Genomic DNA, 26,418 nt, shown 5'->3' on the forward strand with positions numbered 1-26,418 from the left:
GGCGGCGTAGGGTCGGAACATGACTGCGATTCCCGGCGTCCGACTGAACGACGGCCACGAGATCCCCACCATCGGCTTCGGCACCTATCCCTTGAAGGGCGACGACGGCGTCGCCGCCATCCGCTCCGCCCTCGATGCGGGCTACCGCCTCATCGACACTGCCGTGAACTACGAGAACGAGGAGGAGGTCGGCGAGGCCCTGCGTTCCTCCGGTCTGCCCCGCGACGAGGTCCAGATCACGACGAAGGTCCCCGGCCGCGACCACGGCTACGACGAGACGATCGCCTCGCTCACCGGTTCGCTCGAGCGGCTCGGCGTCGACCACGTCGACCTCTACCTCATCCACTGGCCGAACCCCTCCGTCGACCGTTTCGTCGACACCTGGCGCGCGATGATCGAGTTGCGATCGCGCGGCCTCGCCCGCTCGATCGGTGTCTCCAACTTCACCCGGGAGTACCTCACTCGGCTCGCCGACGAGACGGGTGTCGTCCCCGCCGTGAACCAGATCGAGTTGCACCCGTACTTCCCGCAGGCCGACCTGCTCTCCTTCCACGAGGCCAACGGCATCGCGACGGAGGCCTGGAGTCCGCTCGGCAAGGCCGCGAAGCCGCACGAGAACGAGGTCGTCACGACGATCGCGGAGAAGTACGGCGTGATGCCGGGCCAGATCGTGCTGCGCTGGCATCTCGAGCGGGGCGTCATCGCGATCCCGAAGTCGGCGACGCCCTCCCGCCAGAAGGAGAACTTCGACGTCTTCGGCTTCGAACTCAGCGCCGACGACGTCGATGCAATCACCGCCCTCGGCCGTCCCGACGGGCGCCTGTTCGGCGGCGACCCGACGACGCACGAGGAGATGTGAGTCGGTCGGCGTGAAGCGCCACCCTGACGTCGTCGTGTGCTACCTCGTCCGGCGGCGATCGATGGGCGAGGAGGTCCTTGTCGGTCGGAAGCTCACGGGACTCGGGGCCGGTCGTGCCGTCGCCCCGGGCGGCAAGATCCAACCGGGGGAGTCGCCGGAGGACGCCGTCGTCCGCGAGGTGGCGGAGGAGACCGGCATCGTCGTCGATCCCGCGGCGCTCGAGGCTCGTGGTGTCATCGACTACACGTTCCCCACAAAGCCGGAGTGGTCGCAGCGGTCGTTCGTCTTCGTCTGCCGATCGTTCGTCGGCGACGGTGAGCCGTCGACCGAACTCGACCCCGAATGGTGGCCGCTCGGTCGCGTGCCGTTCGAGCGGATGTGGGACGATGCGCGCGCCTGGCTCCCCGACGTGCTCGCGGGCGGTCGCGTGGACGCTGCGTTCGAATTCGGGGAGGACCTCAGCTCGGTCGTGCGGAGCGATCACCCGGGATGGTCGGGACGGGCATGAGCGTCGCAGGTCAGAATTGACCTCCGAGCGGACGGGTGCGAGGATTTCCGGAGCCGTTTCGAACCGGCAAGGCAAGTCCGCTCCGCTGACATCCCCGTGAACACTCCGTGAACGGGACGACGTGTCCCGACCGAGAGAATCCCGGTGCAAGAAGCCACCCTGCTCATCGTCCTCGTCATCGCCCTGGCTCTCTTCTTCGATTTCACGAACGGGTTCCACGACACCGCCAATGCCATGGCGACACCCATCGCGACGGGTGCGATGAAGCCGAAGGTCGCCGTGACACTCGCCGCGATCCTCAATCTCGTGGGAGCGTTCCTGTCCACCGAGGTCGCGAAGACGATTTCGAACGGGATCATCCGGGAGGGCGATTCGGGGATACTGATCTCGCCGGAGCTCATCTTCGCCGGCCTCATCGGCGCGATCGTGTGGAACATGGTGACGTGGCTCTACGGACTGCCCTCGAGCTCATCCCACGCCCTCTTCGGCGGGCTCATCGGTGCGGCGATCGTCGGATTCGGCGTCAACGCGATCGACTACGGCGTGCTGCTGTCGAAGGTCGTGTTTCCCGCGCTTCTCGCTCCGGTCACCGCCGGCATCGTCGCGTTCGCGGCCACGAAACTCGCCTACTCGATCACGCGTCGCTATGACGGCAAGCCCGACGGACGCTCGGGCTTCCGCTATGCGCAGATCTTCTCCTCGTCACTCGTCGCGCTCGCTCACGGCACCAACGACGCTCAGAAGACGATGGGTGTCATCACCCTCGCGCTCGTCACGGTGGGACTGCAGGACTCCGACCACGACGGTCCACAGTTCTGGGTGATCGTCGTCTGTGCCGTCGCTATCGCCCTCGGCACCTACATGGGCGGCTGGCGCATCATCAAGACCCTCGGTACCGGGCTCACCGCCGTGAAGCCGGCACAGGGCTTCGCCTCCGAGACGGGCACGGCCGCGACGATCCTCGCCTCCAGCCACCTCGGTTTCGCGCTCTCGACGACGCAGGTCGCGTCGGGGTCCGTCATCGGCTCAGGCCTCGGCCGGCGGGGCTCGAAGGTGCGCTGGGGGACCGCCGGCCGGATCGGCATCGGCTGGCTCCTGACCCTGCCGTCGGCGGCCGTCGTCGGCGCGATCGCCGCGTTCATCGCCCACCTCGGCTTCTGGGGCGTCATGGTCGACGCGGTCCTCGGCCTCGGCTTCATCATCTTCATCTTCCTCCGCTCGATGAAGGACGAGGTGGGACACCACAACGTCGTGAGCGAGGTCGCCGCGTCCGGTGAAGCCGTGAAGATCAAGAAGAACCCCAAGCCGAAGAGGAGCGTCCGATGATCGATTGGGCGGCATTCGTCATCGTTTTCGTGGCGGCCCTGTCGGGCACGATCGTCGTCGTCGGCCTCTACGCGCTCGGGCTGCGCCTGCTCGTGATGGGCGGCCGCGTACCCGTGGTCGTGCCGGCAGAGTTCACCGACGCCATCACGGTGCTCACGCCCGCCGAGATCGCGGCGGCCGAGAAGAAGGCCGCGAAGGCCGCTCGGAAGAACCCGCTCACGGCGCGGCAGCGTCAACTCGCGACATACTGCGCGTATGCGTGCTTCGCACTCTGCGCCGCAGCCGTGCTCTTCGGCATCTATCTGATCGTCCCCGCCCTGCACGGCGGGTGACACGTGTGATCTCCGAGAGAGGGCCCGTCACGAGTCATCGTGACGGGCCCTCTTTCCTCGCGACGCTCACCCGACGCGACTTGTTTCGGTGGACGCGCCGGGAGCGGCCGGTTCGGAGGCGGGCGAATCCGTCCCTCTCCAACGCGAAATGACCGTCATGAGGTGGTAGACGACGATCGCGGCGATCGTTCCGATAGCGATGCCGTTGAAGCTCACGCCGTTCCCCGCGTCCCATACGAAGTTCGCGACACCGATCACGAGCGCCGTCGCCGCCGTGAACTGATTGGCCGGCTTGTTGAAGTCGACGTGGTTTTCGAGCCAGATCTTCACGCCGATGATGCCGATCAGACCGTAGAGCGCCGTCGTGACGCCGCCGAGCACACCGGCCGGGATCGTGTTGATGACCGCCCCGACTTTCGGTGAGAGGGCGAGGAGGACGGCCACGATGCCCGCGACCCAGTACGCGGCCGTCGAGTAGACACGCGTCGCGGCCATGACACCGATGTTCTCGCCGTAGGTCGTCGTTCCCGAGCCTCCGCCCGCGCCGGCGAGCATCGTCGCGAGGCCGTCGGCGAGGAGCGCGTTGCCCGTCTGCTTGTTGAGCGCGGAGTCGGTCATCTGGGCGACGCCGCGGATGTGACCGACGTTCTCGGCGATGAGGACGAGCACGACGGGGAGGAACGCGGGAAGGACACCGAAGAAGGCGGGGAGAGAATCCGGGTCACCGAAGACACCGAACCACGTCGAGAAGTCGGGGAGGCCGACCCAGGCCGCATCGGCGACCGCCTCGAACTTCACCTCTCCGAGGAGCGCGGCTGCGATGTATCCCACGACGACGCCGAGGAAGATCGACAGCCGACCGAGGATGCCGCGGAAGAGCACCGTGCAGAGGATCACGGCGAGCAACGTGATGGTCGCGCTCAGCGGCCCCTGCTGCACGTTGCCCCACGCGGCGGGAGCGAGGTTGAAGCCGATGAGCGCCACGATCGTGCCGGCGACGACGGGCGGCATGAGTGCGTCGATCCAGCCCGTGCCCGTGACGCGGACGAGCAGTCCGACGAGTGCGAGCATCAGTCCGACGACGAAGATGCCGAAGAGGGCTCCGCCCATGCCGGGGCCGCCGGGGGCCATGGCGGCCCCGATCGGTGCGAGGAACGCGAACGACGAGCCGAGGTAGCTCGGGAGGCGGTTCTTCGTGATGATCAGGAAGAGAATCGTTCCGATCCCCGAGAAGAACAGCGTGGCGGTCGGGGGGAATCCGGTGATGGCGGGGACGAGGAACGTCGCCCCGAACATCGCGACGACGTGCTGGGCGCCGAGCCCGATCGTGCGGGGCCAGGAGAGTCTCTCCCCGGGCATGACGATCTCGTGGGCACCGACGTCCTTTCCGTCTCCGTGTACGGTCCAGGGCAGGGGCATGCTGCTCGTCCTCTCGTGGGGTCGGTGCGGTCGTCGAATGCTATCGGAGGGTGGACGGCGTCCGCGTCACGGTGGACGTGTCCTCGGCCATAGGCTGGTGCGGTTCACGCGAGCATGAGGAGGACCATGTCCACGTCCACACGGGGTCGAGGCGGAGTGTCGGCGACGCTCGACCGCTTCTTCGAGATCGGTGCACGAGGATCCACGATCGCGACGGAGGTCCGCGGTGGACTCGTCTCGTTCGTCGCGATGGCGTACATCGTCGTGCTCAATCCGCTCATCATCGGCGGCTTCTCGGCCGACCAGGCGGCGCTCGACGTCAACGACGGTTGGCTTCCGGCCGCGCAGGTCGCCGCGGCGACGGCCCTCACGGCCGGTGTCATGACGATCCTGTTCGGCGTCGTGGCCCGACTGCCGTTCGCGCTCGCCGCGGGACTCGGCATCAACTCGTTCCTCGCCGTCAACGTCGTCGGTCAGGTGACGTGGGCCGAGGCGATGGGGCTCGTCGTGATCAACGGCGTCATCATCGTCGTCCTCGCCTCGACGGGCCTGCGGTCGCTCATCTTCGCCGCGGTACCCGCGCAATTGAAGGCGGCGATCACCGTCGGAATCGGCCTCTTCATCGCTTTCATCGGCCTCGTCGACGCGGGGTTCGTCCGTACCTCGGGCGTCGCCTCCCCGCCCCTGCAGCTCGGCGAGGGCGGGTCGATCATGACTCTCCCGACGGCGATCTTCGTGATCGGGCTCGTCATCATGGGTGTCCTCGTCGCCCGGCGTGTGAAGGGCGCGCTGCTCATCGGCATCGTCGCGACGACCATCCTCGCGATCGTCGCCGAGGCGATCTTCGCGGTCGGTCCGTCGCTCGGGACGAACCCGGCGGGCTGGAACCTCAACACACCCGTGCTGCCGACGACGATCGTCTCCCTGCCGGACCTCTCGCTCGTGGGGGCGTTCGACCCGTTCGGCGCCTTCTCCCGCATCGGCGCGCTCGCCGCGATCATGATCGTCTTCACGCTCGTGTTCACGAACTTCTTCGACGCCATGGGCACGATGACCGGGCTGGCGCGTGGCGCGCGCCTCTCCGACGTCGACGGCACCTTTCCGCGACTGAAGCCGGCTCTCATCGTCGAGGGCATCGGCGCGATCGCGGGTGGCGCCACCTCGACCTCCTCCAACACGGTCTTCGTCGACTCGGCCGCCGGCATCGGCGAGGGAGCCCGCACGGGGCTCGCGTCGGTCGTCACGGGCACGCTGTTCCTGCTCTCGATGTTCCTCACGCCACTCACGCAGGTCGTGCCGCTCGAGGTCGCGGCGGCCGCCCTCGTCGTCGTCGGAACCCTCATGATGGCTCAGGTGTCGGAGATCGACTGGACGGACTTCGGCGTCGCGCTCCCGGCCTTCCTCACGATCACCGTGATGCCCTTCACCTACTCGATCGCGAACGGGATCGGCGTCGGCTTCCTCAGCTGGGTGCTCGTGCGCTCCCTCTCGGGCAAGGCCCGCAGTGTGAGTCCGCTCCTGTGGGTCGTCGCGGCGGGCTTCCTCATCTACTTCGTGCGCGGCCCGATCGAGGCGGCATTCGGCATCGTGTGACGGCGCCTCCCACCGCTCCCTGACCGGGTCAGGGCGTGGTCGGAGGCAGGGCGTCCCTGTGCACGTACGCCCACCCGGCGATGCCCGAGGAGAGCGTGACGGCGACGCGCACGTAGTCGTCGACCTCGTACTCGTCGGCGTTCGCGAGTTCCACCGTGCTCAGCTCGAGGACGGCGCCGGTGACGACGTCCTCCGCCGAGCCGGTCCACGTGAGCGCGGGGTGCACCGCTGTGCTGCTCACCGCGAGGACGTGTGGATCCGTGATGGTGACGCTCGCAATCCGGAAGCCCGGGAGGCTGTCGTCCGTCGTGGGGACGTCGCGGCCGAAGGTCGCCTCCTGGACGGCGGGAAGACGCAGCGTGCCGTAGGAGAAGAGGCGCTCGATCGGTTCCACGTCTCCGATGCTATCGACGCCGCCGAGGCGTCCCGAGGGACGTCGGCACTCCAGAGTCGTCAGGGCTCCAGCGGCGTCAGGGGCTCCGGCTAGTCTCGATGCATGTCGAGGATTCAGATGGGCCAGTACCCGCCCGCGCGACAGACGATCGTGCACATGAGCGACCCGCATCTCGTCGCGGGAGGGGAACCGCTGTACGGCGTCATCCCGGTCGTCGAGAACCTGCGGGCCGCTCTCGACCAGCTCGCCGCCATGAAGATGGAGCCGTCGGCCGTCGTCTTCACGGGCGACCTGACCGACCTCGGTGAGCCGGACGCGTATCGGCGTCTGCGCGAACTCGTGGAGCCGGCTGTCGAGGCGCTCGGTGCGAAACTGTGCTGGGTGCCCGGCAACCACGACGAGCGTGACGCGATGCGCGTCGGCCTCCTCGACGAGGCGCCGAGCCTCGCACCGATCGACCGGGCCTGGAACCTCGACGGCCTCCGTCTCATCGGACTCGACACGAGCGTCCCGGGTTTCCATCACGGTGAGCTCTCGCATGAGCAGCTCGCGTGGCTCGATGCGGAGCTCCGGCGTCCCGCCGAGCGGGGAACCGTCATCGCACTGCACCACCCGCCCATTCCCACTCCGCAGCCGATGTTCGACCTGCTCGAACTGCGTGACCAGCACCTTCTCGCCGGTGTCCTCCGCGGGCGCGACGTCCGCGCGATCCTCGGCGGGCACCTGCATTATTCGGCCCACGGCACGTTCCACGGCATCCCCGTGTCCGTGTCCGCAGCCACGTGTTACACGATGAATCTCGCGATGCCGCAGCGCGCCGTCAACGGCATGACGGGTGGCCAGTCGTTCCAGGTGCTGCACGTCTACGACGACACGATCGTCCACAGTGTCGTGCCGCTCGGCGACCACACGACGTTCGACACCTTCGACGACGCGTTCATCACGCGCATGGAAGAGCTCACGCCGGAGGAGCGCATCGAGGCGTTCTCGCGCAAGCGCTGACGCGAGCGGGGGATCCCTCGTCCGAGCGTTAGCGGTCCTTCACGTACCGGAAGAGATGCCGCTCGCGAGTGGTGATGAAGGCGAGCGCGGCGCCGGTGAACGCCCAGACGACCGCCGGGGCGACGACGCGACCGGTGAGCAGCAGCGTCGTCGCGCGATCCGCTGCGGCGCCGCTCGCCGCGAAGACGGACGTGGCCCCGACCGCCACGATCGCGACCGGGATGACCCAAGCGGCGGTCTCGAGAGCGAGGACCGCGGCGAGCGACCCACGCGGCACCCGCGTGTGCAGCGCCGAGGCGATCGCGACCCGCCGGATGCGCACGGAGACGAAGCCGACGACCAGCGCGCCCGCCGCTCCGGCCACCCACGCCATCGAGGTGAGGCGCTGCTCGAAGGCGCGTGCACCATCGAACGAGGTGCCGAGGGTCGTGTTCAACCGGGAGTACTGCACGTCCGCATCCGCGTCGGCGCGCGGTTGCACGGCGGTGAGGAGGAGGGGAGGGGTATCGTAAAAGGGACTCGGTACTGCCGCTGTGGAGAACCCGCGCTAGATCGCGACGTCCCCCGCGAGGTGGACGTGCACGCCCAGCTCCGCGAAGAACGCGGCCTTCGCGAGCACGGCCTTGTCGGCCGTCTCGGCGTCAGGCGCATAGACGACCTGGGCGTGGTTCGCCTTGTGGCGGGCCATCATCTGGTCGCGGCTGACGCCGTCGAGCACCGCGTGCATGATGGGCCACTGCGGGTCCGTCGCGTCGAGGCGACGCTGAGTCTCCTCGGCGGGCAGATCGACGACGTGGCCGCGGCCGAGGTCGACGTGCAGTTCGCCGCCCTCGACGAACACGCGGGACCAGACGATCTCTCCCGGCTTCGAGACGCCGCTCAGGGTGCCTCCGCCGAGCGGGAAGAACATCGCCGGCTGCCGCATACTGTAGCTCTTGTCGTATCCTCCGTTGTGGCTCGCGGGAACGGAGCCGGAGATCTCGAAGACCCAGACGAACTCGCCGTCGTACTCCTCGCCCCACCGCACGTCGTGGAGGGTGTTCGCGGGGTCGAGGCCCATCGCCGTCCAGATCCGGTTGGTGATGAGCGCGTCGACGGCGACGCCCTCGTCCACCTCGTTGAAGTGGGGCAGCGGCGCTCCGGCGTAGAGCTCGCGAGCCCCGTCGCGCGAGCGCACCGGCGGCCGCGACACGTTGTTCAGGAGGCCCTCGGCGAGGTCGGACGCCGGGACCATGTCCTTGAGGCCCTGCTGGTACTGGATGCCGATGGCGTCGACACCGAAGTCGTCTCCCATCCGCAGTGCGGCGATGTACATCTTCAGTTGGCTGTGGACCTGGGCCGGAGTGAGCTCCGTCTCCTCGTCCTCGCCGAAGTGGAACGTCAGTCCGGCCTCGTCGAGGCAGGCCTTGGCCGCGGCGGCCTCGTCGTCGCTCACACGATTCATCTCCGCGAGGAGGGCACTCTGCGACAGCCGCTCCTTGTAGATGCCGATCGCGTTGAGTAGCTCGTCGTCGATGATGGCGTTGTACATGCCCATGCAGCCCTCGTCGAAGATGCCGATGATGGCCTTGTCCTCGAGGAGCTCCCGGGCGAGGGCCCGGCCGAGTCCGACCTCGTCCGAGGACTCGTCGAGCGACGGCAGGTCGCGGACATGGCTCGTGTCGTGGGTGATCGATCCGGTCGTGAGCCACTCCTCGAACTTGCCGAGCGCCCACTCGTCGGTGAAGTCCTTGCTCCAGAGCGACGAGTACACGATGCCGGCCTTCGTGAGGCTTCCCGTGAGGTTCAGGAGCCCGACGAGCCCCGGGAAGTCCCCGGCCCAGTTCGCGACGATGAGGATCGGTCCCTCGTGGCTCCGCAGGCCGGCGAGGACGTGGTGGCTGTACTGCCAGACGGCGTCGACGACGACGACCGGAGCGTCCTTCGGGATGTCCCGGAAGACCTCGATGCCGAGGCGCTGGCTATCGATGAAGCCGTGACCCTTCTCCGGATCGACGCCGTGGGCGCGCTTCACACTCCAGCCGAAGCCGCTGGCGGCGCGCGTCACATCACCCTCGAATGCCTCCTGCGTCGGCCAGCACTTCGTGTTCGCGGAGAGCCGCAGGTCGCCGGAGGCGACCGAGTAGATCGTCCGTGGTTCGGCGGTCGGATGCTCGCGGGTGGGGGGAAGGGTGTAGCTCATGAGGCGATCTCCTCGGGTCGATATCCGTGTCGGTGTCGATGAGGGACGTGACCTGCCTCGGCATCCGTCCTCGTCGATGTGATGACCGGCCGTGGTGCGGCCACGATCAGCGTTGCAGAAATCGATTTCAGACGCAAGCGACGGCGGCGCAGAACCCACTGCGGAGGGCTCAGTCGATCGCGGTCGCCTCGAGGACGAGAGTCCTCGGTGCCTGCCGGTCACCGCGGATGCGGGCGAGCAGCATCCGTGCCGCCGACGCCCCCAGCTCTCGGGCCGGGAGCGAGACCATCGAGACGCCCGTGGGGGCCGAGGTCGAGAACGGGAGCGCTCCGAAGGATGCGACGCCGATCTCCGGTGGGTGGATACCGGCGTCCCGGAGCACTCTCAGCGCTCCGACGCTCATGAGGTTGTTCGCGACGAAGACCGCGTCCGGTGGATCTGTGCGCCCGAGCAGGCGAGCCATCGCCGCGGATCCGCCTTCGACTCGGTAGTCGGCGTGTTCGAGGAGGTCATGGTCCGCACGGAGACCCGCTCGGGACAAGGCGTCGCGCCACCCGGAGATCCGGGCGACCGACGTCTCGACATCGTCGGGCCCGGCGATGCACGCGATGCGCTCGTAGCCGCGCTCGACGAGGAGTCGCGTCGCGAGCTCGGCGCCGACGGCGTTGTCGATGGTCACTGCGTCGATCGCCGCACCGTGCGGCACGCGGTCGACCGCGACGACCGCCTTCTGCCGACTGAGAAGGGGGGAGAGATCACTCTGGTCGCTCGCGGCGGCGATGATGACGCCGGCCATGTGCTCGGACACGGCGACCTCGAGGTAGTCGGACTCCCGAGTGACGTCGCCATCCGTGTTGCAGAGGACGACGGAGTAGCCGGCGGCGCGCGCTTCGTCCTCGACACCTCGCGCGAGCGCCGTGAAGTAGGGATTCTCGATGTCCGGGATGACGAGAGCGATGATGTCGCTGTTCCGACGGCGGAGCGTCCGCGCCGTCCGATTGGGCACGAACTCGAGTCGAGCGGCCGCGTCTCGCACGACCCGCTCGTTCTCCGGTGTGACGGTGGTGCCGTTGAAGACGCGCGACACGGTCGCCGGAGAGACACCGGCGAGACGCGCCACGTCGTAGATCGTCGCCACAGGGTCGTCCTTCCGTCCGGTCGCCTCACTCTAACGACCACGCCGTTCACGGTCCTCTCCACACGCTCGTGCGCGATCCCGGCGCCGGAAGTGCCCCCGGCTAGACTCGGAGGCGTCCCGCCACGAGCATCGACACCGGCAATGGAGCCAACCGTGACCCACACCCCGAGCGCGACGGCCGCGCGCGCTGCCACCGCAGTGCCGCCCGTCTCGACGAACCCCTTCGGCAGCGAAACGATGACAGACACTGAAGCGACGTACGACCACCGAGCGACCGCGCGGGAAACCCGGCTCGAGACCGACTCGCTCGGCTCGCTCGAGATCCCGGCCGACGCCTACTGGGGCATCCACACCGCCCGCGCCCTCTCGAACTTCCCCATCTCGAAGCGGCCCATCTCGGTGTACCCGGACCTCGTGGTCGCGCTCGCCTCGATCAAACAGGCCGCCGCGCGGACGAATGCCGACCTCGGCGTCCTCGACGCGGGGAAGGCCGAGCTCATCGACCGGGCCTGTCAACTCGTCATCGACGGCCGGTTCCACGACGAGTTCGTGACCGGTGTCATTCAGGGCGGTGCCGGTACCTCGACGAACATGAACGCGAACGAGGTCATCACCAACGTCGCGCTCGAGCTCGCGGGCCGCCCCAAGGGCGACTACGCCTTCCTCTCGCCGTACGATCACACGAACCGCAGCCAGAGCACGAACGATGTCTACCCCACCGCCATCAAGATCGCGCTCGCATTCGCGCTGCGCCACCTCCTCGACGAGCTCGAACAGCTCCGTGCCTCCTTCGCGGCGAAGGCCGTCGAGTTCCGCCACGTGCTCAAGGTGGGTCGCACCCAGTTGCAGGACGCCGTTCCCATGACGCTCGGCCAGGAGTTCCACGGGTTCGCGACGACGCTCGGCGAGGATCACGCGCGTCTGTCCGAGACGCTCTGGCTGCTTGCCGAAGTCAACCTCGGCGCCACGGCGATCGGGACGGGAATCACCGCGGACCCGCGCTACGCCGCGTCCGTCGTGACGCACCTCAACGAGATCACGGGCCTTCGGCTCGAGACGGCACCCGACCTCATCGAGTCGACGAGTGACGCGGGCGGATTCATGTCGTTCAGCGGGACGCTCAAGCGATCGGCCATCAAGCTGTCGAAGATCTGCAACGACCTCCGTCTGCTGTCGAGCGGGCCGCAGGCGGGTTTCGGCGAGATCAACCTGCCGCCGCGGCAGGCGGGGTCGAGCATCATGCCGGGCAAGGTGAATCCGGTCATTCCGGAGGTCGTCAATCAGGTCGCGTTCTCCGTGGTCGGAGCCGACATGACGGTGACGATGGCGGCGGAGGCCGGCCAGCTGCAGCTCAACGCGTTCGAACCGGTCATCGCCCACTCGCTCCTGCAGTCCGTCACGTGGCTCGCGCAGGCCTGCTGGACCCTGCGTGTCAATTGCGTGGATGGCATCACGGCGAACGAGGAACGACTCGGGACCATGGTCGGCAGCTCCGTCGGCGTCATCACGGCGCTCACCCCGTTCATCGGTTACACCGCGGCCGCCGCGCTCGCGAAGACCGCTCTGCTCACGGGTCGGAACGTCGCAGACCTCGTGGTCGAGGCCGACCTGATGTCGCGTGACGAGGTCGAGAAGCAGTTGTCGCCCGCTCGTCTGTCGGGGCTCGAGGCCACGACGATGGCCATCCCCGTCATCGACGTCGACGCGGCCACGTCCGACTGAGTCGGAATCGGAATCAGAGCATGCGGCAGTGCGTCGTCAACTCTCCGATGCCGTCGATCGCCACCGTCACGGTCGAACCGTCCTGGAGGAACACCTGCGGATCGCGGGAGTAGCCGGCGCCTCCCGGGCTTCCCGTCGAGATGAGCGTGCCGGGAAGGAGCGTCGTGCTTCCCGAGATGTGCGCGATGAGGCGTGCGACGCTCCGGACCATGAGCGCTGTCGACGAGTCCTGGAGGGTGCGGCCGTCGAGCACCGTCGTCACGTGCAGGTCCTGGGGGTCGGGGACCTCGTCCTTTGTGACGACGACGGGACCGGTCGGCGTGAAGCCGTCGAACGACTTGCACCGCGTCCACTGCGTCTCGGAGTACTGGATGTTACGGGCGGTGATGTCGTTGACGACCGTGTAGCCCCAGACGTAATCGAGCGCGTCCTCCTCGCTCACGTTGCGGGCGGGCGTTCCGATGATCACGCCGAGTTCTGCCTCGTAGTCGACCTGCTCGCTCAACTCGCGCGGCCACGAAGTCGTGTGATCGTGGCCCGTGAGCGAGTTCGGCCACAACGTGAACAGGGTCGGCGCCTGATCCGTCTTGAGGTTGAGCTCGGAGGAGTGGGCGGAGTAGTTGAGGCCGACGGCGATGACGACGGGCGGCTCGAGAACGGCCGAGGCGTGCTCGAGCTCGGCGAGCGGGGTCGGCTCCAGCCCCGATGATGTCGCGTTGCCGACGTAGGCGCGTACGCGTGCGAGTTCGTCGTCGCCACTGGAGATGAGGTCCTGGAGCGTGACCGGCGCATCCTCGAGGATGTCGTCGAGGAAGATCGCGCCGCCCTCGACGACGACGGCGAGCCGAACTCCGGCGTCGGGCTGGGCAGGGGAGCTGAGGTGGGCGAACTTCACGCTTCTAGGCTAGCTGTTCGGCCGCGTGCGGAGCGGTCGCCGACCCGGAACATGATTCATCGCCCGGTGCTGCGGCAGTGCCTGCGAGTCGCCCGGGCGATGAATACGTGTAAGAATCATGCGCCCGAGACGGGCGCGTGCGCAAGACCCCATTTTTCCCCCCCCCCCCCCCCCCGGGGCCGAACCGTGAGGAAGCCCGCCCCTTTGACGGACCGGTCTTCGGGGGGTTGGATGGTGTCATGACTGATTTGAACAAGAAGCCGGAGATCGACGCTCCCACGGGGCCCGCCCCCGAGACCCTCGAGATCGTCGACCTCGTGGTGGGCGACGGTGACGAGGCCCAGGCGTCCTCGACGGTCGAGGTCCACTACCTCGGCGTTTCCCACTCGACGGGCGAGGAGTTCGACTCCTCGTGGAGCCGCGGCCAGAGCATCACCTTCCCCCTCCGCAACCTCATCCAGGGCTGGCAGGAGGGCATCCCGGGCATGAAGGTCGGTGGTCGCCGTCAGCTGACGGTCCCGCCGCAGCAGGCGTACGGCCCGGCCGGCTCGGGGCACCAGCTCTCCGGCGAGACGCTGATCTTCGTCATCGACCTCCTCGGAGTGCGCTGACTCGATACGTCGGGAACCCCCGGTGGACTCAGGTCCACCGGGGGTTCCGTCGTGTCGGAGGGTGATTCAGCCGGTCGTGGTGGCGAGCTGCACGAGCACGAGCACGATCGTGAGGAGCGGGAACGTCGCCTGGACGAGGGCGCTCCGTATCCTGCCGCGTCCACTCGTCACGAGGACGAGGGCGGCTGCGACCATGCTGCCCACGGAGAAGAGGCCGATCGCGAGCCCGGCCCCCACGAGCCCCACGGCATAGAGGATCACCCCGAGCAGCGTTCCGATCGCGAGGAACAGGTTGTAGAAGCCCTGGTTGTAGGCGAGGGCGCTCGTCGTCTCGGCGTCCTGCTGGCTCGGGAGTCCGAACCGCTTCCAGACGGCGGGCCTCGTCCAGGCCACCGACTCCCAGTAGAAGATGAGGACGTGGACGGCGGCTGACAGGACCGCCGTTGCGGTGATCAGGATCTCCATGGCTTGAGACTATTGCGCCCCCCTGCCGGGAGTCACGCGTTGTGGGGGGAAGCGAGCAGATCCCCGTTCCGTAGACTCCCGGAGGGTGAGGTATCGATGAGGGTGCCTCGATCCGCAACCCGACAGGCAGGTGACGACGCGTGAGTACGACGAAGAACGATCAGCTGGACGACACGGATCGGGCGCTCCTGCGTCTCTTGTCGAAGAACGCGCGCTCCTCGGGCTCCGCTCTCGCCTCGGAGCTCGGCATCGCCGAATCGACCGTGTCACTGCGGGTCCGCCGGCTCCAGCGCAGCGGTCACATCACCGGGTACCACGCGGACATCGATCTCACGGCACTCGGCGCACCCATCCAGGCCATCATCGCCGTACGCCTCACGAAGCACGCTCGCCCCGAGATCGAACGGTTCCGAGCCGAGGCGCCCACGTGGCCCGGCGTCATGGCGCTGTTCCACATGGGCGGTCGCGACGATTACCTTCTCCATCTCGCCGCCCACGACGCCGCGGAGCTGCGTGACTTCGTGATCGACTACCTCACGGGTCACCCCGCCGTCGCCCACACCGAGACGAACCTCGTGTTCGAGCACGCGCGGGGCACGGGGTGGTACCAGCTTCTCGATTAGAGCCGTCCCCGGGGAAGACGCGCGGTCGCCCTCTCGGACGTATCCTGAGAGCGGCCGCCTCGGCCGAGCGAAAGGTCGTGTCGCCGTGCACCTGTCCGTTCTCGATCTCGTTTCCGTCGGCAGCGGACAATCGACGTCCGATGCGCTCGCCGCATCGCTCCGGCTCGTGGAAACGGCCGAACGGCTGGGGTTCGAACGCTTCTGGTTCGCGGAACACCACAACATGGCGTCGGTCGCCTCCACGAATCCGGCGGTGCTCATCGCCCTCGCCGTCGCCCGGACGCACCGGATCCGGGTGGGCTCGGGCGGGGTCATGCTCCCGAACCACTCGGCACTCGTGATCGCCGAGCAGTTCGCTCTGCTCGAGGCGTCCGCCCCTGGCCGGATCGATCTGGGTCTCGGACGGGCCCCCGGGAGCGACCCGGTCGTGAGCGCCGTCCTCGCCCGCTCCGGCCCGACGACGGCCGTCGATGGTTTCCCGGACGCGGTCTCGGACCTGATCTCCCTGCTCTCCGCCGACGGCACGCCCGTGCGGTTGACGTCCGGTGAGGAGTACGCGTTGCGGTCGACCCCCGCCGCGCGCTCGGTTCCGGCGGCATGGCTTCTGGGCTCGAGCGACTACTCGGCGATGCTCGCTGCCCGCCTCGGCCTGCCGTACGTCTTCGCTCACCACTTCGCGGGAGGCGGTGGTGGAGCGGAGCGCGCCGTCGAGCTCTACCGCAGTCGCTTCGAGGCGTCGGCGTTCCTCGACGCCCCGCGCACCTTCGTCACGGCATCCGTCGTGGTGGCGGAGACCGACGAAGAAGCCGATGCTCTCGCGCTGCCTCAGCTCCAGCTCATGGCACGCTTGCGCACCGGTGGAAAGCTCGGCGCGCTCGCCACGGTGGAACAGGCTGCGGTAGCAGAGCTGACGCCGCTCCAGGAGGAGTTCGTCGATCAGATGCGGCGGTCCTCGATCATCGGGGACGTGGCGACGGCGGCGTCGGCTCTCGTCGACCTCGCCTCGCGCTTCGAGGTCGACGAGATCATGATCGTGCCGTCGGCCTCCGAGCACGACGGGATCGACCCGGCGTCGTCGCCGTCGCGACAGCGCACGCTCGAGATGCTCGCCGCTTCCCTCTGAGCGTCAGAAGCCGAAGTCCCCGCCGCCGAAGTCCCCGCCCCCGATGTCTCCGCCGAAGTCCCCGCCGCCGTCCGCTCCCGATGCCTCCGACGTTCCCGCTTCGCCCTCTGATCCCGCGTCGCCCTCTGTTCCCGCATCGGGGGCGCCCTCCATCGGAGGGAGGAACGAACTGACGATCGCCGAGCCGATCACGTAACCGGCGACGGTACCGAGGAGCGAACCGCCGACCATCGAGCCGAAGCCCGGACTACGACCGCCACCGAACGACCGTTCGAGGGTGCCGGGGCTTCGGAGCTCCGAACGGGTGGCGGCGGACGCGAGCCTGGCGGGGGAGGAGTCCCGTGGCGCCTCACCGTGCGGCGCGTTCGTCGAGAGGTCGTCGAACACCATCTGGCGCTGTTCCGGCGTGAGCTTCTCGAAGGCCTCAGCGTGTACCTGCTCGATCGTCTCGGGCGGTGCCGTCCGGAGAAGGTAGCGGTAGCGCTCGACCGCGATCTCGTCGTCGCTCCGGGCGGGGACGCCGGAGCGCTGCTGCTGGCGGCGGTCGGGTGCGTCGTCGCGGCCGAGCAGTCTGTCGAGGAAGCCCATGGTGGTCCTTTCGTCTGCGAAAGCGGGCGACCTGTCCGGTGGGACGCGCCGTAATCGCCCGTGAGACGAGCCTAGGAGCGTCGGTCGCCCCGCCGCTGGGCCCTGCCTGTGAGAATGAGGGAATGGACACGGACACCGCTACCGGTCGAGCGCGACCCGGCGCCTCCCGGCTCGACCGACTCGACCGACTCCCCTTCACGAAGCAGCACCGTCGGCTCCTCGTCGGATCGGGCGTCGGCTGGGCCCTCGACGCGATGGACGTCGGCCTCATCTCCTTTGTCATCGCGGCACTCGGAACCACCTGGTCCGTCGACAGCGGCACCCTCGGCTGGGTCGCGTCGGCCGGCTTCGTCGGCATGGCCATCGGAGCGAGCCTCGGCGGCCTGCTCGCCGACCGCATCGGGCGGCGACAGGTCTTCGCGGTGACGCTCCTCGTGTTCGGCATCGCGACCGGATTATCGGCCCTCGCCTGGTCGGTCGGAGCGCTCATCGTGTTGCGGTTCTTCGTCGGGCTGGGGCTCGGTGCCGAACTCCCGGTCGCGTCGACCCTTGTGAGCGAGTTCGCGCCGCCGCGCATCCGCGGCCGCGTGATCGTGATCCTCGAATCCTTCTGGGCCGTCGGTTGGACCCTCGCTGCCGTGATCGGGTACTTCGTCATCCCCGCGAGCGACGACGGTTGGCGCTGGGCGCTCGCCCTCGGAGCCGTCCCGGCCGTGTACGCCGTCGTGATCCGTCTGGGCCTGCCCGAATCGGTCCGGTTCCTCGAGGGGAAAGGCCGCATCCGGGAGGCGGAGGACACCGTCCGGCGCTTCGAGCGTTCGGCCGGCGTCGAGAGCCCGCCGGCGGAGGCCGAACCCACGGCCACGGTGGTTCCGCGAGCGAGCAGCGCCGGGATCGGTGTGCTCTTCGCCCGTCCCGTTCGGCGACAGACCTTCGCTCTCTGGATCGTCTGGTTCTGCGTCAACTTCTCCTATTACGGAGCCTTCGTGTGGCTGCCGTCCATCCTGCTCGCGTCGGGCTTCGATCTCGTGCGCTCCTTCGGCTACACGCTGCTGATCACCCTCGCCCAGCTCCCCGGCTACGCCGTCTCCGCGATCCTCGTCGAACGATGGGGCCGCAATCGCACTCTCGCGACCTTCCTCGTCGGATCTGCTGCGGCGGCCGCGCTCTTCGGGCTGGCCTCCGTCGAGTGGCACGTGATCGGTGCGGGAATGCTGCTCTCGTTCTTCAACCTCGGGGCGTGGGGCGCGCTCTACGCCGTGACGCCCGAGCTGTATCCGACGCCGCTCCGGGGCACGGGAGCCGGCTGGGCCGCCGGAGTGGGTCGTATCGCCTCGATCATTGCTCCGATCGCGGTTCCCGCGATCATCGGGGTCGCCTCCACGGGGGTCGTCTTCGGCGTCTTCGCGGCGTTCTTCGTCATCGCCGCGATCGGGGCTCTCGCGCTCGCGGACAAGCGCGGCCAGGCGCTCGACGAGGAGATCGTCGACGAGACGGCGATCTGAGGGATAGCGCGCGTCGGCCTCATCGCTCCCGTGGAACGGCCTCTCCGCACTCACGGACCCGGTCGACGAGCTCGCGCCAGCGTCCCGTGAGTTCGCGCTCGGGCAGAGCCGCCTCGTGGCTCGGGGCCGCGCGGTCGGGGGCTGCGATGCGGATGACCCACGTGTAGCGGTCGGGCTCGCTCGGCTGTGACGGCACCCGGTCCCACGGCAGATCGTCGATGAGGATGATCCAGTCGTCCTTATCGGGCTGGGCGTCCACGTCGGCCTGCCACCGGCGAGTGATGCCGGCGAATCCGCCATTCCGCGAGACCTCGACCTTCATGGCCGAAGTCTACGCTCGGCCGCGGTCGGGCCGGGCGAGGGCCTCACTCGCTGGGGAGGACTCCGACCGACGTCCAGGCCGCGACCACGGCGGCGTGCTCGCGCGAGTCGATCCCGAAGAGCGACTCGGCGGAGGAGACGGTCTGCGCGGCGAACTCCGCGAAGGTCGCCGCGGCCGTGAGACGGCCCGCGGTGAGAGCGTCGTACCAGATGGGACCGGCACCCTCCCACGCGAAGCCGCCGATCGTGGTGGCGGCGAGGTGGAAGGCCTTGTTCGGGATGCCCGAGTTGAGGTGAACCCCGCCGTTGTCCTCCCGGGTGTCGATGTAATCGCGCATGTGACCGGGCTGCGGGTCTCGGCCGAGGACGTCGTCGTCGTAGGCGGTTCCGGGGGCCGCGAGAGAGCGGATGGCGAGACCCTCGACCTGGTCGGTGAAGAGACCGACGCCGATGAGCCAGCTCGCCTGGTCCGACGACTGCCTCGCGGCGTGCTGCTCGACCAGTGCGCCGAAGACGTCGGCGACCGACTCGTTGAGTGCTCCGGACTGCCCTTCGTAGACGAAGTTGGCGGAGTACTGCACGACGCCATGGCTGAGTTCGTGCCCGATGACGCTGAGCGAGCGTGTGAACCGTTCGAAGACCTGGCCGTCGCCGTCGCCGAAGACCATGCGGGCGCCGTCCCAGAACGCGTTGTCGTAGGCGTCGCCGAAGTGGATCGTCGCTTCGAGGGGAAGGCCCGCATCGTCTATCGACGCGCGGCCGAACGCCTCTCGCAGAAGTGCGTGCGTCGCGCCGAGGCCGTCATAGGCCTCGTCGGCGGCGGGGTCGCCCGTGGGTCGTCCGCCTTCCGACCGGACGAGGGCACCCGGAAGCTGCTCCGTCCCACGGGCGTCGAAGATGGAGCGGACGAGTTGCGAGGCGTCGTCGGGCCGGGCGGTCGTCAGGGCCGCGGCCGGGTCGGTCATGACCCCCGCCGGCCTCGAGTGGACGGTCCGCCTGACGAGGGAGTGCCGGGCCGCCGCCGCTGCGCGGCCGAAACCGGGATCGTCGAGCGAGGCGAGCCGCTCGAGCAGGTAGGGCGGGACGATGGCGCATCCGGATCGACCGTGGGTCATTCCCGCGGGCGCTCGAGTGGTCGCCGCGTCGATCCGGTCGGTGTGCATCTCGTTCGTCATGGTCGTCGTCCCCCGTCGTTCGTCGCGTGCGAGCATCTTCACACACGCCACCGACCTCGCGACGGATCGTCCACCCTCTCGGGGACTGTGGTGCTCCGCCGACACCGATGCCTGCTAAAGTGGGGAAGTTGCCGTCGAACGGCCGCGGATAAAGAGAGCCCCGACATCAGGTCATGGGCACCGCGCAACGAACAGGAAGGGGATCCCTCTATGGCACTCGATTCAGACTCCAAGAAGGCGATCATCGAAGAGTACGCGACCCACCCCGGAGACACCGGATCCCCCGAGGTCCAGGTGGCTATCCTGACCAAGCGGATCAAGGATCTCACCGAGCACCTGAAGGAGCACAAGCACGACCACCACTCGCGTCGTGGCCTGCTCCTCCTCGTCGGCCAGCGTCGTCGTCTCCTGGGCTACCTCCAGGACGTCGACATCAACCGCTACCGTGCGCTCATCGAGCGCCTCGGACTGCGTCGCTAGAAGCGACCTCACCGGTTGCCGTCGGTTCTCGCTGACACCGCGAACTTCTTGCCGAACGGGCCGTCACCCTCCTGGGTGGCGGCCCGTTCCGCGTGACCATACCCTTGTTCTCGAACACCCGACGAAAGGAAGACGATGCGCAGGAGCCCAGCAGCCACAGCAGTCACGATCGTCGTGTTCATCCTCGCCCTCATCGTGGCCTGGTGGCTCGTCGGATTCCTGTTCAGTGTCGCCTGGTTCATCGTGAAGGCCGTCTTCGCGGTCTTCGTCGCTCTCATCGTGGCCGTGGTGGCGTACGTCCTCATCAGCCGGTCGCGATCCTCGGACTGAGCCGTGTCGACCGCCGCCGTCGTCAAGTCGGCCCCGGCCGCGGCCGACGCCTACCCGGCTGAAGCGGCGGGGCTCCGGTGGCTGGCGGCTGCTGGAGGAGCCCGCGTCGTCCGCGTCCTCGACGTCTCGAGCAGCACGATCATGCTCGAACGCATCGACGAGTCGCCTCCGACGCCCGAGGCCGCCCGACGGTTCGGGGAGGCGCTCGCGACGACGCACCGTGCCGGAGCCCCCGCTTTCGGCAGCCCGCCCGCCGGATGGACCGGTCGGCTCTTCATCGGACGCCGGGAGATGCCGGCATCGTCGGAGTCGTCGTGGGGGTCCTTCTATGCACGGACGCGCGTCCTCCCGTTCCTTGCGGTCGCCGAACGCGTCGGCACCATCGGTCCGGACGGCGCCCGGCTCGTCCGCGACGTCTGTGACGCCATCGCCGGCGGAGCGCTCGACGACGACGAACCGCCGGCCCGCATCCACGGCGACCTCTGGTCGGGGAACGTGCTGTGGGGGGCTGACGGCGTCGTGATCATCGATCCTGCGGCCCACGGTGGTCATCGGGAGACGGACCTCGCGATGCTCGCCCTCTTCGGGTGTCCGTTCCTCGACGAGGTCGTCTCCGGGTACGACGGGGCCCATCCGCTGGGCGATGGCTGGCGCGAGCGCGTTCCGCTCCACCAGCTGCACCCGCTCGCGGTGCACGCCGCGGGACACGGTCCCGCCTACGGCCGCGCGCTCGCCGAGGCGGCCGGACGGGTTGCGGCGTCGCTGCTCTGAGGTCGACGCGGTCCGGAGATCAGTCGCCCGCCGTCGAGTGAGGCGGCGCACCGTCCGCGCGATCGCTGCCGCGACGCGTCGCGGCCGGTTCCCGGAGCGCGGAGGGCCGTCGCGCCCCCGTCGGGTCGGTCCGCGACTCGCCGCGCCGCCGATCCGGGTCGTCCGAGAACAACCACCGCGGCTTCGGTTCGACAAGCGGGCGGAACACCGTCCGCACCGGCTTCGACGAGAGCGCCATCGTGAGCAGCACGGCTCCGATGAGCATGGCGACGAGCCAGAGCCGCGTGGTGTTCTCGTCGCGCAGGACACCTGTCTCTCGGAGTGGATAGAGGACGAAGCTGTGGAGGAGGTACGCGTACATCGTGTACTGGCCGAAGGTCGTGAAGAAGGTCTCCCGGCGCGGCACGAGGGAGAAGAGGGCTGCGACGAGCAGAAGAGCGATGACGATCAGTCCGAGCCTCACACCGCCGGCCCACCACTGGTCCTCGCCGAGGCCGTCATAGGAGTCGTCGTAGAAGAACCAGAACCGCACGTCGATACGGCGCCAGAGGTCGACTCCGGTCCAGAACACGGCGACCGTGAGGACGAACAGTGCCACTGCGGCGATACGCACCCCAACGAGGACGCGGGTGCTCGCCGCATGCCAGCGATCCGCGAGGGGAGTGGTCCGCAACCGCCAACCGATCACGAAGAAGGGCAGGATCCCGAGCGTCCGGGACAGCGAGAAGGTGCTGTTGACATTGTCGAGATACCCGACGCCGACGGATACCACGATCGCCCAGAAGACGGGCCATCGGATGAGCGCCAGGTAAGGGAGGACGAGCCGGAAGATCCCGAGGGCGAGGAGGAACCACAGGGTCCAGGACGGCTGCGTGGGATTGAGCTCCTGTTTCCCCTCGACGACGAACTGGACGAGGGTCCACACCGACTCGAAGATGATGTACGGAAGGATGATGTCGGTGATGAGCCGCGACATCTGGCGACGGCCGGGCGGCTCGGACTTCGAGAAGTATCCGCTCACGACGGCGAAGGCCGGCATGTGGAACGCGTAGATCGCGAGGTAGACGGTGAGCGCCCAGTCCGAGTCGTAGGTGAGCCGCTGGATGCCGTGCCCGGCGACGACGAGGACGATGCAGGCGAACCGGACGTTGTCCCAATACGGAACACGCCGTCGTGCCGGTTTCTGCGGGACCTCGGCGTTCGCGGTGTCTACCATCGGGACCTTCCTCGTCGTCCACTTAGCGTATGGGTCGGCGGGAATAAGGCCGGACCCCTTGCCGTTCTGCTATTCGTATTCAGATGAATAGATTAGAAGGAATGGTGCACTCATGATGCAGTTCGGCATCTTCACCGTCGGCGATGTCACCACCGATCCGACGACCGGTCGCACGCCGACCGAGAACGAGCGGATCAAGGCGATGGTCGCGATCGCCCTCAAGGCTGAAGAGGTCGGTCTCGACGTCTTCGCGACCGGTGAGCACCACAACCCGCCGTTCGTGCCCTCGAGCCCGACGACGATGCTCGGCTACATCGCGGCGCAGACCGAGCGGATCCTGCTCTCCACGAGCACGACTCTCATCACCACGAACGACCCGGTGAAGATCGCCGAGGACTTCGCGATGCTCCAGCACCTCGCTGACGGCCGCGTCGACGTCATGATGGGACGCGGCAACACCGGCCCGGTCTACCCGTGGTTCGGCAAGGACATCCGCCAGGGCGTCGAGCTCGCACTCGAGAACTACAACCTTTTGCACCGGCTCTGGCGTGAGGAGTACGTCGACTGGCAAGGACGCTTCCGCACCCCGCTGCAGGGGTTCCAGTCGACGCCCCGCCCCCTCGACGACGTGCCGCCGTTCGTCTGGCACGGCAGCATCCGCACCCCGGAGATCGCGGAGCAGGCCGCCTTCTACGGCGACGGCTTCTTCGCGAACAACATCTTCTGGCCCAAGGAGCACTTCATGCGCCTCATCGGGCTCTATCGCCAGCGCTTCGAGCACTACGGTCACGGGCGAGCCGACCAGGCGATCGTCGGGCTCGGCGGTCAGGCCTTCATCCGGAAGAACTCGCAGGACGCCGTCTCGGAGTTCCGTCCCTACTTCGACAACGCGCCCGTCTACGGGCACGGGCCGAGCCTCGAGGACTTCACGGAGCAGACGCCTCTGACCGTGGGCAGCCCGCAGCAGGTGATCGACCGGTACGCCGCCATGCGTGACTATTTCGGCGACTACCAGCGCCAGCTGTTCCTCATGGACCACGCCGGCCTCCCGCTCAAGACCGTGCTCGAGCAGCTCGACATCCTCGGCGAGGAGGTCGTGCCCGTGCTCCGGAAGGAGCTCGCCGTGAATCGTCCGGAGTCGGTCCCGGATGCTCCGACGCACGCGGCGCGTGTCGCGGAGGCGCGCGCCGCCGAGACCACCGTCGAGACCGCCGCTGCTCCCGAAAAGGAGGACACCCATGTCTGATCGTCGACTCGTCGTCGTGACCGCGGGTCTCAGTACGCCGTCGTCCTCCCGCCTGCTCGCCGACCGCATCGCGGCGGCGTCCGTCGCCGCCCTCGCCGAACGCGATGTCGAGGCGTCGGTGACGACGATCGAACTCCGCGAATACGCACGGGATCTCATGGACAACCTGATCACCGGGTTCCCGTCCGTGCGACTCGACGCCATGCTTGACGACGTCGCGTCGGCCGACGGTCTGATCGTCGTGACACCGATCTTCAGTACGAGCTACAGCGGGCTGTTCAAGACGTTCATCGACGTCCTCGACCCGAAGGCGCTCACCGGGACCCCCGTGCTCATCGGAGCCAACGCGGGCACGGCCCGGCACTCACTCGCGATCGACTACGCCATCCGGCCACTCTTCGCCTACCTGCATGCCGATGCGGTCCCGACGGGGGTGTTCGCCGCATCCTCCGATTGGGGCGACGCGGACGGCGACACGGTGCGCCCGCTGCAGGAGCGCGTCGAACGCGCCGCCCGCGAGCTCGCCGCGGCGATGGCCGTGCGCCAGTCGAAGCCCCTAGCGGTCGATCCGTTCGACCCGGCGTCGTTCGGCGATGGGTCATCCGTGGGAACCATGCTCGGTGGCCTCGCCGGGTTCTGATCCGGACCGATCACGAGGCGGCGGTGGGGGCTCACCCTCCGCCGCCTCGTGCTCTCCGGTCAGTGCGTGCGGTGGCGCCGGGTGGCGACCGTGATGCCAGCACCAAGCGCGAGGAGTGCGGACGCGGCGCCAATCGCGGCTCCGACGGCCTCCGAACCCGTCCGTGCGAGACGATCCGTCGACGTCGGTACCGGGGTCGACGCCGGAGGAGTGGACGTGTCGCCGGGTGTATCCGTCGGCGTGGGGGTGTCGGTCGGCGTGGACGTCGGTGTCGGTGTCGGTGTCGGTGTCGGCTCGAAGGTGTTCGTCACGACGAGCTCGATGATCGCCGGAGAACCGCTCGTCACCGTGAGACGCGGCGACGGAGAGATCGACACGGTGTCGGCTCCACCGTTCTCGGGCTCCGAGAGGACACACGCGGCGCCGACGGGGACTCCCGTGAAGGTCGCGGTCTCGCCCGCGCGCACCGACGAGCGCTGGGGGAAGCCGCGTACCGGCTCTCCCGCCCGGTCCACACAGTCGAGGGCGACGACGAAGTCGACGGCGGGGGCGACGCCCTCGACCGCTTTCGTCACAGCGATCGAGCGGCGGCCCTGACCCGAGCCGTTCCCGCCGGCGTCCACGTACTCCACCGCGCCGTCGGTGACCGTGACGCCCGCCGCGGTCACGGTGTTCTCGAACACATCGCCGACGCGGACGTCGGTCGGGAAGGGCGTCGCGTAGGAGACGAGATACCAGCCGCCCGCTGCTCGCGGGGTGGGGAAGCGGAGGTCGAAGCTGTGCGTCGTCGGGTGGTTCTCGATGGTCCACTCGCCCGAGGAGAGCGGCAGAGCCTCGGCTCGTCGGTCGGAAATCCAGGCCGCCCACCCGTCGGGACTCACGTAGGCGATGGAGACGGACGCCACGTCGAGTTCGAGGCGCTCGTCGTAGTGATCCGTCAGGACGACTCCGTCGCCGAGCCGCTCGAGGTGGGAGATCGGGACCTCGATGGACCACCGCGCGGACGAACCGTCCGGTGCGATGCCACCGAATTTCCGGATGTCCGTGGGGCCGTCGCCCGGTTCGTCCGCGACGATGCCTCCGCCGGGTATCGGAGCGGTCACGATCGCTCCGGTCGACGTCTCGAACGTGAGGGTCTCCGCGCCGGTCGTCGCGGACGCGATCGCCCGCACGCTGAGCGAACCGTGCACGTCATCGTGCTCGAGGACGTAGTCGCCGAGAGCGCACTCGATCGACTGTCCGGAGGCGTCGCATGTGCCGACGACCGCTCCGTCGGGATCGAGCAGGTCGAAGCTCTGGGCCCAGGCCACGGAGATGGGTGAGGGGAAGCCGACGCTGAACGTGTCTCCCGGATGTGCGTCGTCGGAGACACTCCACTCTGCCGAGAGGAGGAACTCCTGACCGACGGTGAGCGGCGCTGCGGGATCGTCGGGATCCGGCGCGAGGATCGAGACGCTGTCGATCGCGTCGAGTTCCGCCGCCACGGCCGCAGCCGGGACGACGATGGCCGCGAAACCGAGCACGGCGGCGCCGAGTCCTGTTCCGATTCGGATGAGAGAGGGCAATCGCATGGGTTTGAGCTCCTCGACGTCGGGGGTGGGAAAGAGGAGGAGTGGCCCGACGGGGCGACTCGCGTCGTCCCGTCGGGCTCTCCCCCCCCACCTCAGGAGATGTGACCCCTCGTGCGGGTCATGACGCCGGTTCTCGACAGAACCCGGGTCAGCACCCAGAGGGACTGTGCGGCGCCGGATCATCCCGGTCGTCCACAGAGCCGTCTGATAGCCTGAGGAGTGGTGCGGCCGTCCGGTCGCGCCGATGCAACGCGGAGCAGGCCCGGCAGGAAGCTGGTCCTCGGTGGTGGATTTCCGTACGGACGTACGGCGATTTTCTACTGGAGATCAGCCAGGCTGATCAGCCTGAGGATGTACTGCCTGTTCCTGCTTCGCGTCCGAGG

The 26,418-nt window shown here is 68.4% G+C and carries 28 protein-coding genes; 16 read left to right on the forward strand and 12 right to left on the reverse strand.

Annotation, left to right across the window (positions count from 1 at the left end; translation table 11 throughout):
• Positions 1–19: 19 nt before the first annotated feature.
• The 4 genes from ELQ92_RS15190 to ELQ92_RS15205 all read left to right on the forward strand — a co-directional run bounded on the left by ELQ92_RS15190 (position 20) and on the right by ELQ92_RS15205 (position 3,025).
• A complete protein-coding gene (locus ELQ92_RS15190) occupies positions 20–859 on the forward strand; it encodes an aldo/keto reductase (protein WP_128500175.1) in 840 nt (279 codons plus the stop codon).
• Positions 860–869: 10 nt separating this feature from the next.
• Positions 870–1,367: an 8-oxo-dGTP diphosphatase gene (locus ELQ92_RS15195; protein WP_279432178.1), complete on the forward strand. Its 498-nt coding sequence runs from the start codon at positions 870–872 to the stop codon at positions 1,365–1,367.
• A gap of 144 nt (positions 1,368–1,511) precedes the next feature.
• Positions 1,512–2,693 (forward strand): inorganic phosphate transporter, encoded by a 1,182-nt coding sequence (locus ELQ92_RS15200; protein ID WP_128500177.1) that lies wholly within the window; start codon positions 1,512–1,514, stop codon positions 2,691–2,693.
• Complete coding sequence (locus tag ELQ92_RS15205; RefSeq protein ID WP_128500178.1) at positions 2,690–3,025, forward strand: peptidase; 336 nt, start codon at positions 2,690–2,692, stop codon at positions 3,023–3,025. Before ELQ92_RS15200 ends, ELQ92_RS15205 begins: the two co-directional genes overlap by 4 nt.
• 66 nt (positions 3,026–3,091) lie before the next feature.
• Here the strand turns inward: ELQ92_RS15205 and ELQ92_RS15210 are convergent, their stop codons facing one another.
• Entirely contained in the window at positions 3,092–4,444 is a 1,353-nt protein-coding gene (locus ELQ92_RS15210; protein ID WP_128500179.1) for a uracil-xanthine permease family protein, read from the reverse strand.
• A gap of 126 nt (positions 4,445–4,570) precedes the next feature.
• On the opposite strand from ELQ92_RS15210, the gene ELQ92_RS15215 reads away from it, so the two are divergent.
• Positions 4,571–6,037, forward strand: coding sequence for an NCS2 family permease (locus ELQ92_RS15215; RefSeq protein ID WP_128500180.1), 1,467 nt, complete (start codon positions 4,571–4,573; stop codon positions 6,035–6,037).
• A gap of 28 nt (positions 6,038–6,065) precedes the next feature.
• On the opposite strand, the gene ELQ92_RS15220 is transcribed toward ELQ92_RS15215, so the two are convergent.
• Complete coding sequence (locus ELQ92_RS15220) at positions 6,066–6,431, reverse strand: gamma-glutamylcyclotransferase family protein (protein ID WP_243695073.1); 366 nt, start codon at positions 6,429–6,431, stop codon at positions 6,066–6,068.
• 102 nt (positions 6,432–6,533) lie between these two features.
• Between ELQ92_RS15220 and ELQ92_RS15225 the strand changes: the two genes are divergently transcribed.
• Complete coding sequence (locus tag ELQ92_RS15225) at positions 6,534–7,433, forward strand: phosphodiesterase (protein WP_128500182.1); 900 nt, start codon at positions 6,534–6,536, stop codon at positions 7,431–7,433.
• A 28-nt stretch (positions 7,434–7,461) separates the two neighbouring features.
• Here the strand turns inward: ELQ92_RS15225 and ELQ92_RS15230 are convergent, their stop codons facing one another.
• The 3 genes from ELQ92_RS15230 to ELQ92_RS15245 all read right to left on the reverse strand — a co-directional run bounded on the left by ELQ92_RS15230 (position 7,462) and on the right by ELQ92_RS15245 (position 10,753).
• On the reverse strand, positions 7,462–7,914 hold the full coding sequence (locus ELQ92_RS15230) for a hypothetical protein (RefSeq protein ID WP_128500183.1): 453 nt from the start codon (positions 7,912–7,914) through the stop codon (positions 7,462–7,464).
• Between the two features lie 66 nt (positions 7,915–7,980).
• Entirely contained in the window at positions 7,981–9,615 is a 1,635-nt protein-coding gene (locus ELQ92_RS15235) for a fucose isomerase (RefSeq protein ID WP_166426817.1), read from the reverse strand.
• A gap of 169 nt (positions 9,616–9,784) precedes the next feature.
• Positions 9,785–10,753: a LacI family DNA-binding transcriptional regulator gene (locus tag ELQ92_RS15245; protein ID WP_128500186.1), complete on the reverse strand. Its 969-nt coding sequence runs from the start codon at positions 10,751–10,753 to the stop codon at positions 9,785–9,787.
• 237 nt (positions 10,754–10,990) lie between these two features.
• Here ELQ92_RS15245 and ELQ92_RS15250 point away from each other — a divergent pair, with 237 nt between their 5' ends.
• Positions 10,991–12,475: an aspartate ammonia-lyase gene (locus ELQ92_RS15250; protein ID WP_128500244.1), complete on the forward strand. Its 1,485-nt coding sequence runs from the start codon at positions 10,991–10,993 to the stop codon at positions 12,473–12,475.
• 13 nt (positions 12,476–12,488) lie between these two features.
• Here ELQ92_RS15250 and ELQ92_RS15255 read toward each other — a convergent pair whose 3' ends face one another.
• Positions 12,489–13,370 (reverse strand): fumarylacetoacetate hydrolase family protein, encoded by an 882-nt coding sequence (locus ELQ92_RS15255; protein ID WP_128500187.1) that lies wholly within the window; start codon positions 13,368–13,370, stop codon positions 12,489–12,491.
• Between the two features lie 239 nt (positions 13,371–13,609).
• Here ELQ92_RS15255 and ELQ92_RS15260 point away from each other — a divergent pair, with 239 nt between their 5' ends.
• Positions 13,610–13,981 carry an FKBP-type peptidyl-prolyl cis-trans isomerase gene (locus tag ELQ92_RS15260; protein WP_128500188.1) on the forward strand — a complete coding sequence of 124 codons (372 nt, stop codon included), beginning with the start codon at positions 13,610–13,612 and terminating at the stop codon, positions 13,979–13,981.
• Between the two features lie 66 nt (positions 13,982–14,047).
• On the opposite strand, the gene ELQ92_RS15265 is transcribed toward ELQ92_RS15260, so the two are convergent.
• Positions 14,048–14,446, reverse strand: a complete 399-nt coding sequence (locus ELQ92_RS15265; RefSeq protein ID WP_128500189.1) for a DUF1304 domain-containing protein — start codon at positions 14,444–14,446, stop codon at positions 14,048–14,050.
• Between the two features lie 140 nt (positions 14,447–14,586).
• Between ELQ92_RS15265 and ELQ92_RS15270 the strand changes: the two genes are divergently transcribed.
• A complete protein-coding gene (locus ELQ92_RS15270) occupies positions 14,587–15,069 on the forward strand; it encodes an Lrp/AsnC family transcriptional regulator (RefSeq protein ID WP_128500190.1) in 483 nt (160 codons plus the stop codon).
• A gap of 85 nt (positions 15,070–15,154) precedes the next feature.
• The gene (locus tag ELQ92_RS15275) at positions 15,155–16,192 is read left to right on the forward strand and encodes an LLM class flavin-dependent oxidoreductase (RefSeq protein ID WP_128500191.1); all 1,038 of its coding nucleotides are present in this window, start codon (positions 15,155–15,157) and stop codon (positions 16,190–16,192) included.
• Positions 16,193–16,195: 3 nt separating this feature from the next.
• Here the strand turns inward: ELQ92_RS15275 and ELQ92_RS15280 are convergent, their stop codons facing one another.
• Positions 16,196–16,780 carry a hypothetical protein gene (locus ELQ92_RS15280; RefSeq protein WP_128500192.1) on the reverse strand — a complete coding sequence of 195 codons (585 nt, stop codon included), beginning with the start codon at positions 16,778–16,780 and terminating at the stop codon, positions 16,196–16,198.
• A 122-nt stretch (positions 16,781–16,902) separates the two neighbouring features.
• On the opposite strand from ELQ92_RS15280, the gene ELQ92_RS15285 reads away from it, so the two are divergent.
• Complete coding sequence (locus tag ELQ92_RS15285; RefSeq protein WP_128500193.1) at positions 16,903–18,285, forward strand: MFS transporter; 1,383 nt, start codon at positions 16,903–16,905, stop codon at positions 18,283–18,285.
• Between the two features lie 19 nt (positions 18,286–18,304).
• Here ELQ92_RS15285 and ELQ92_RS15290 read toward each other — a convergent pair whose 3' ends face one another.
• Both ELQ92_RS15290 and ELQ92_RS15295 read right to left on the reverse strand, forming a co-directional pair.
• Positions 18,305–18,607, reverse strand: coding sequence for a protealysin inhibitor emfourin (locus ELQ92_RS15290; protein ID WP_128500194.1), 303 nt, complete (start codon positions 18,605–18,607; stop codon positions 18,305–18,307).
• A gap of 43 nt (positions 18,608–18,650) precedes the next feature.
• Positions 18,651–19,721 (reverse strand): M4 family metallopeptidase, encoded by a 1,071-nt coding sequence (locus ELQ92_RS15295; protein WP_128500245.1) that lies wholly within the window; start codon positions 19,719–19,721, stop codon positions 18,651–18,653.
• A 270-nt stretch (positions 19,722–19,991) separates the two neighbouring features.
• Here ELQ92_RS15295 and rpsO point away from each other — a divergent pair, with 270 nt between their 5' ends.
• The 3 genes from rpsO (at position 19,992) to ELQ92_RS15310 (ending at position 21,362) form a co-directional block, all read left to right on the forward strand.
• On the forward strand, positions 19,992–20,261 hold the full coding sequence (gene rpsO, locus ELQ92_RS15300; RefSeq protein WP_128495861.1) for a 30S ribosomal protein S15: 270 nt from the start codon (positions 19,992–19,994) through the stop codon (positions 20,259–20,261).
• Between the two features lie 135 nt (positions 20,262–20,396).
• Complete coding sequence (locus ELQ92_RS15305; protein ID WP_128500195.1) at positions 20,397–20,591, forward strand: hypothetical protein; 195 nt, start codon at positions 20,397–20,399, stop codon at positions 20,589–20,591.
• 3 nt (positions 20,592–20,594) lie between these two features.
• Entirely contained in the window at positions 20,595–21,362 is a 768-nt protein-coding gene (locus ELQ92_RS15310; protein ID WP_128500196.1) for a fructosamine kinase family protein, read from the forward strand.
• 19 nt (positions 21,363–21,381) lie between these two features.
• Here the strand turns inward: ELQ92_RS15310 and ELQ92_RS15315 are convergent, their stop codons facing one another.
• Positions 21,382–22,578 carry an acyltransferase family protein gene (locus ELQ92_RS15315; RefSeq protein ID WP_128500197.1) on the reverse strand — a complete coding sequence of 399 codons (1,197 nt, stop codon included), beginning with the start codon at positions 22,576–22,578 and terminating at the stop codon, positions 21,382–21,384.
• Between the two features lie 115 nt (positions 22,579–22,693).
• Between ELQ92_RS15315 and ELQ92_RS15320 the strand changes: the two genes are divergently transcribed.
• Positions 22,694–23,824: an LLM class flavin-dependent oxidoreductase gene (locus ELQ92_RS15320; protein ID WP_128500246.1), complete on the forward strand. Its 1,131-nt coding sequence runs from the start codon at positions 22,694–22,696 to the stop codon at positions 23,822–23,824.
• Entirely contained in the window at positions 23,817–24,464 is a 648-nt protein-coding gene (locus ELQ92_RS15325) for a CE1759 family FMN reductase (protein WP_128500198.1), read from the forward strand. The genes ELQ92_RS15320 and ELQ92_RS15325 overlap by 8 nt, the downstream gene beginning before the upstream one ends.
• 59 nt (positions 24,465–24,523) lie before the next feature.
• Here the strand turns inward: ELQ92_RS15325 and ELQ92_RS15330 are convergent, their stop codons facing one another.
• Entirely contained in the window at positions 24,524–26,035 is a 1,512-nt protein-coding gene (locus ELQ92_RS15330; protein WP_128500199.1) for a DUF5979 domain-containing protein, read from the reverse strand.
• Positions 26,036–26,418 lie beyond the last annotated feature (383 nt).

The sequence above is a fragment of the Labedella populi genome (genome assembly GCF_004078655.1).
In the GTDB taxonomy this organism is placed as follows: Bacteria; Actinomycetota; Actinomycetes; order Actinomycetales; family Microbacteriaceae; genus Labedella; species Labedella populi.

What these genes read in the sequence shown, in the direction of transcription:
- ELQ92_RS15190 (WP_128500175.1), top strand. Translation starts at nt 20, where the DNA reads ATGACTGCGATTCCCGGCGTCCGACTGAACGACGGCCACGAGATCCCC.
- ELQ92_RS15205 (WP_128500178.1), top strand. Translation starts at nt 2,690, where the DNA reads ATGATCGATTGGGCGGCATTCGTCATCGTTTTCGTGGCGGCCCTGTCG.
- ELQ92_RS15210 (WP_128500179.1), bottom strand. Translation starts at nt 4,444, where the DNA reads ATGCCCCTGCCCTGGACCGTACACGGAGACGGAAAGGACGTCGGTGCC.
- ELQ92_RS15215 (WP_128500180.1), top strand. Translation starts at nt 4,571, where the DNA reads ATGTCCACGTCCACACGGGGTCGAGGCGGAGTGTCGGCGACGCTCGAC.
- ELQ92_RS15225 (WP_128500182.1), top strand. Translation starts at nt 6,534, where the DNA reads ATGTCGAGGATTCAGATGGGCCAGTACCCGCCCGCGCGACAGACGATC.
- ELQ92_RS15235 (WP_166426817.1), bottom strand. Translation starts at nt 9,615, where the DNA reads ATGAGCTACACCCTTCCCCCCACCCGCGAGCATCCGACCGCCGAACCA.
- ELQ92_RS15250 (WP_128500244.1), top strand. Translation starts at nt 10,991, where the DNA reads ATGACAGACACTGAAGCGACGTACGACCACCGAGCGACCGCGCGGGAA.
- ELQ92_RS15260 (WP_128500188.1), top strand. Translation starts at nt 13,610, where the DNA reads ATGACTGATTTGAACAAGAAGCCGGAGATCGACGCTCCCACGGGGCCC.
- ELQ92_RS15265 (WP_128500189.1), bottom strand. Translation starts at nt 14,446, where the DNA reads ATGGAGATCCTGATCACCGCAACGGCGGTCCTGTCAGCCGCCGTCCAC.
- ELQ92_RS15280 (WP_128500192.1), bottom strand. Translation starts at nt 16,780, where the DNA reads ATGGGCTTCCTCGACAGACTGCTCGGCCGCGACGACGCACCCGACCGC.
- ELQ92_RS15285 (WP_128500193.1), top strand. Translation starts at nt 16,903, where the DNA reads ATGGACACGGACACCGCTACCGGTCGAGCGCGACCCGGCGCCTCCCGG.
- ELQ92_RS15290 (WP_128500194.1), bottom strand. Translation starts at nt 18,607, where the DNA reads ATGAAGGTCGAGGTCTCGCGGAATGGCGGATTCGCCGGCATCACTCGC.
- ELQ92_RS15295 (WP_128500245.1), bottom strand. Translation starts at nt 19,721, where the DNA reads ATGACCCACGGTCGATCCGGATGCGCCATCGTCCCGCCCTACCTGCTC.
- rpsO (WP_128495861.1), top strand. Translation starts at nt 19,992, where the DNA reads ATGGCACTCGATTCAGACTCCAAGAAGGCGATCATCGAAGAGTACGCG.
- ELQ92_RS15305 (WP_128500195.1), top strand. Translation starts at nt 20,397, where the DNA reads ATGCGCAGGAGCCCAGCAGCCACAGCAGTCACGATCGTCGTGTTCATC.
- ELQ92_RS15315 (WP_128500197.1), bottom strand. Translation starts at nt 22,578, where the DNA reads ATGGTAGACACCGCGAACGCCGAGGTCCCGCAGAAACCGGCACGACGG.
- ELQ92_RS15320 (WP_128500246.1), top strand. Translation starts at nt 22,694, where the DNA reads ATGCAGTTCGGCATCTTCACCGTCGGCGATGTCACCACCGATCCGACG.
- ELQ92_RS15325 (WP_128500198.1), top strand. Translation starts at nt 23,817, where the DNA reads ATGTCTGATCGTCGACTCGTCGTCGTGACCGCGGGTCTCAGTACGCCG.
- ELQ92_RS15330 (WP_128500199.1), bottom strand. Translation starts at nt 26,035, where the DNA reads ATGCGATTGCCCTCTCTCATCCGAATCGGAACAGGACTCGGCGCCGCC.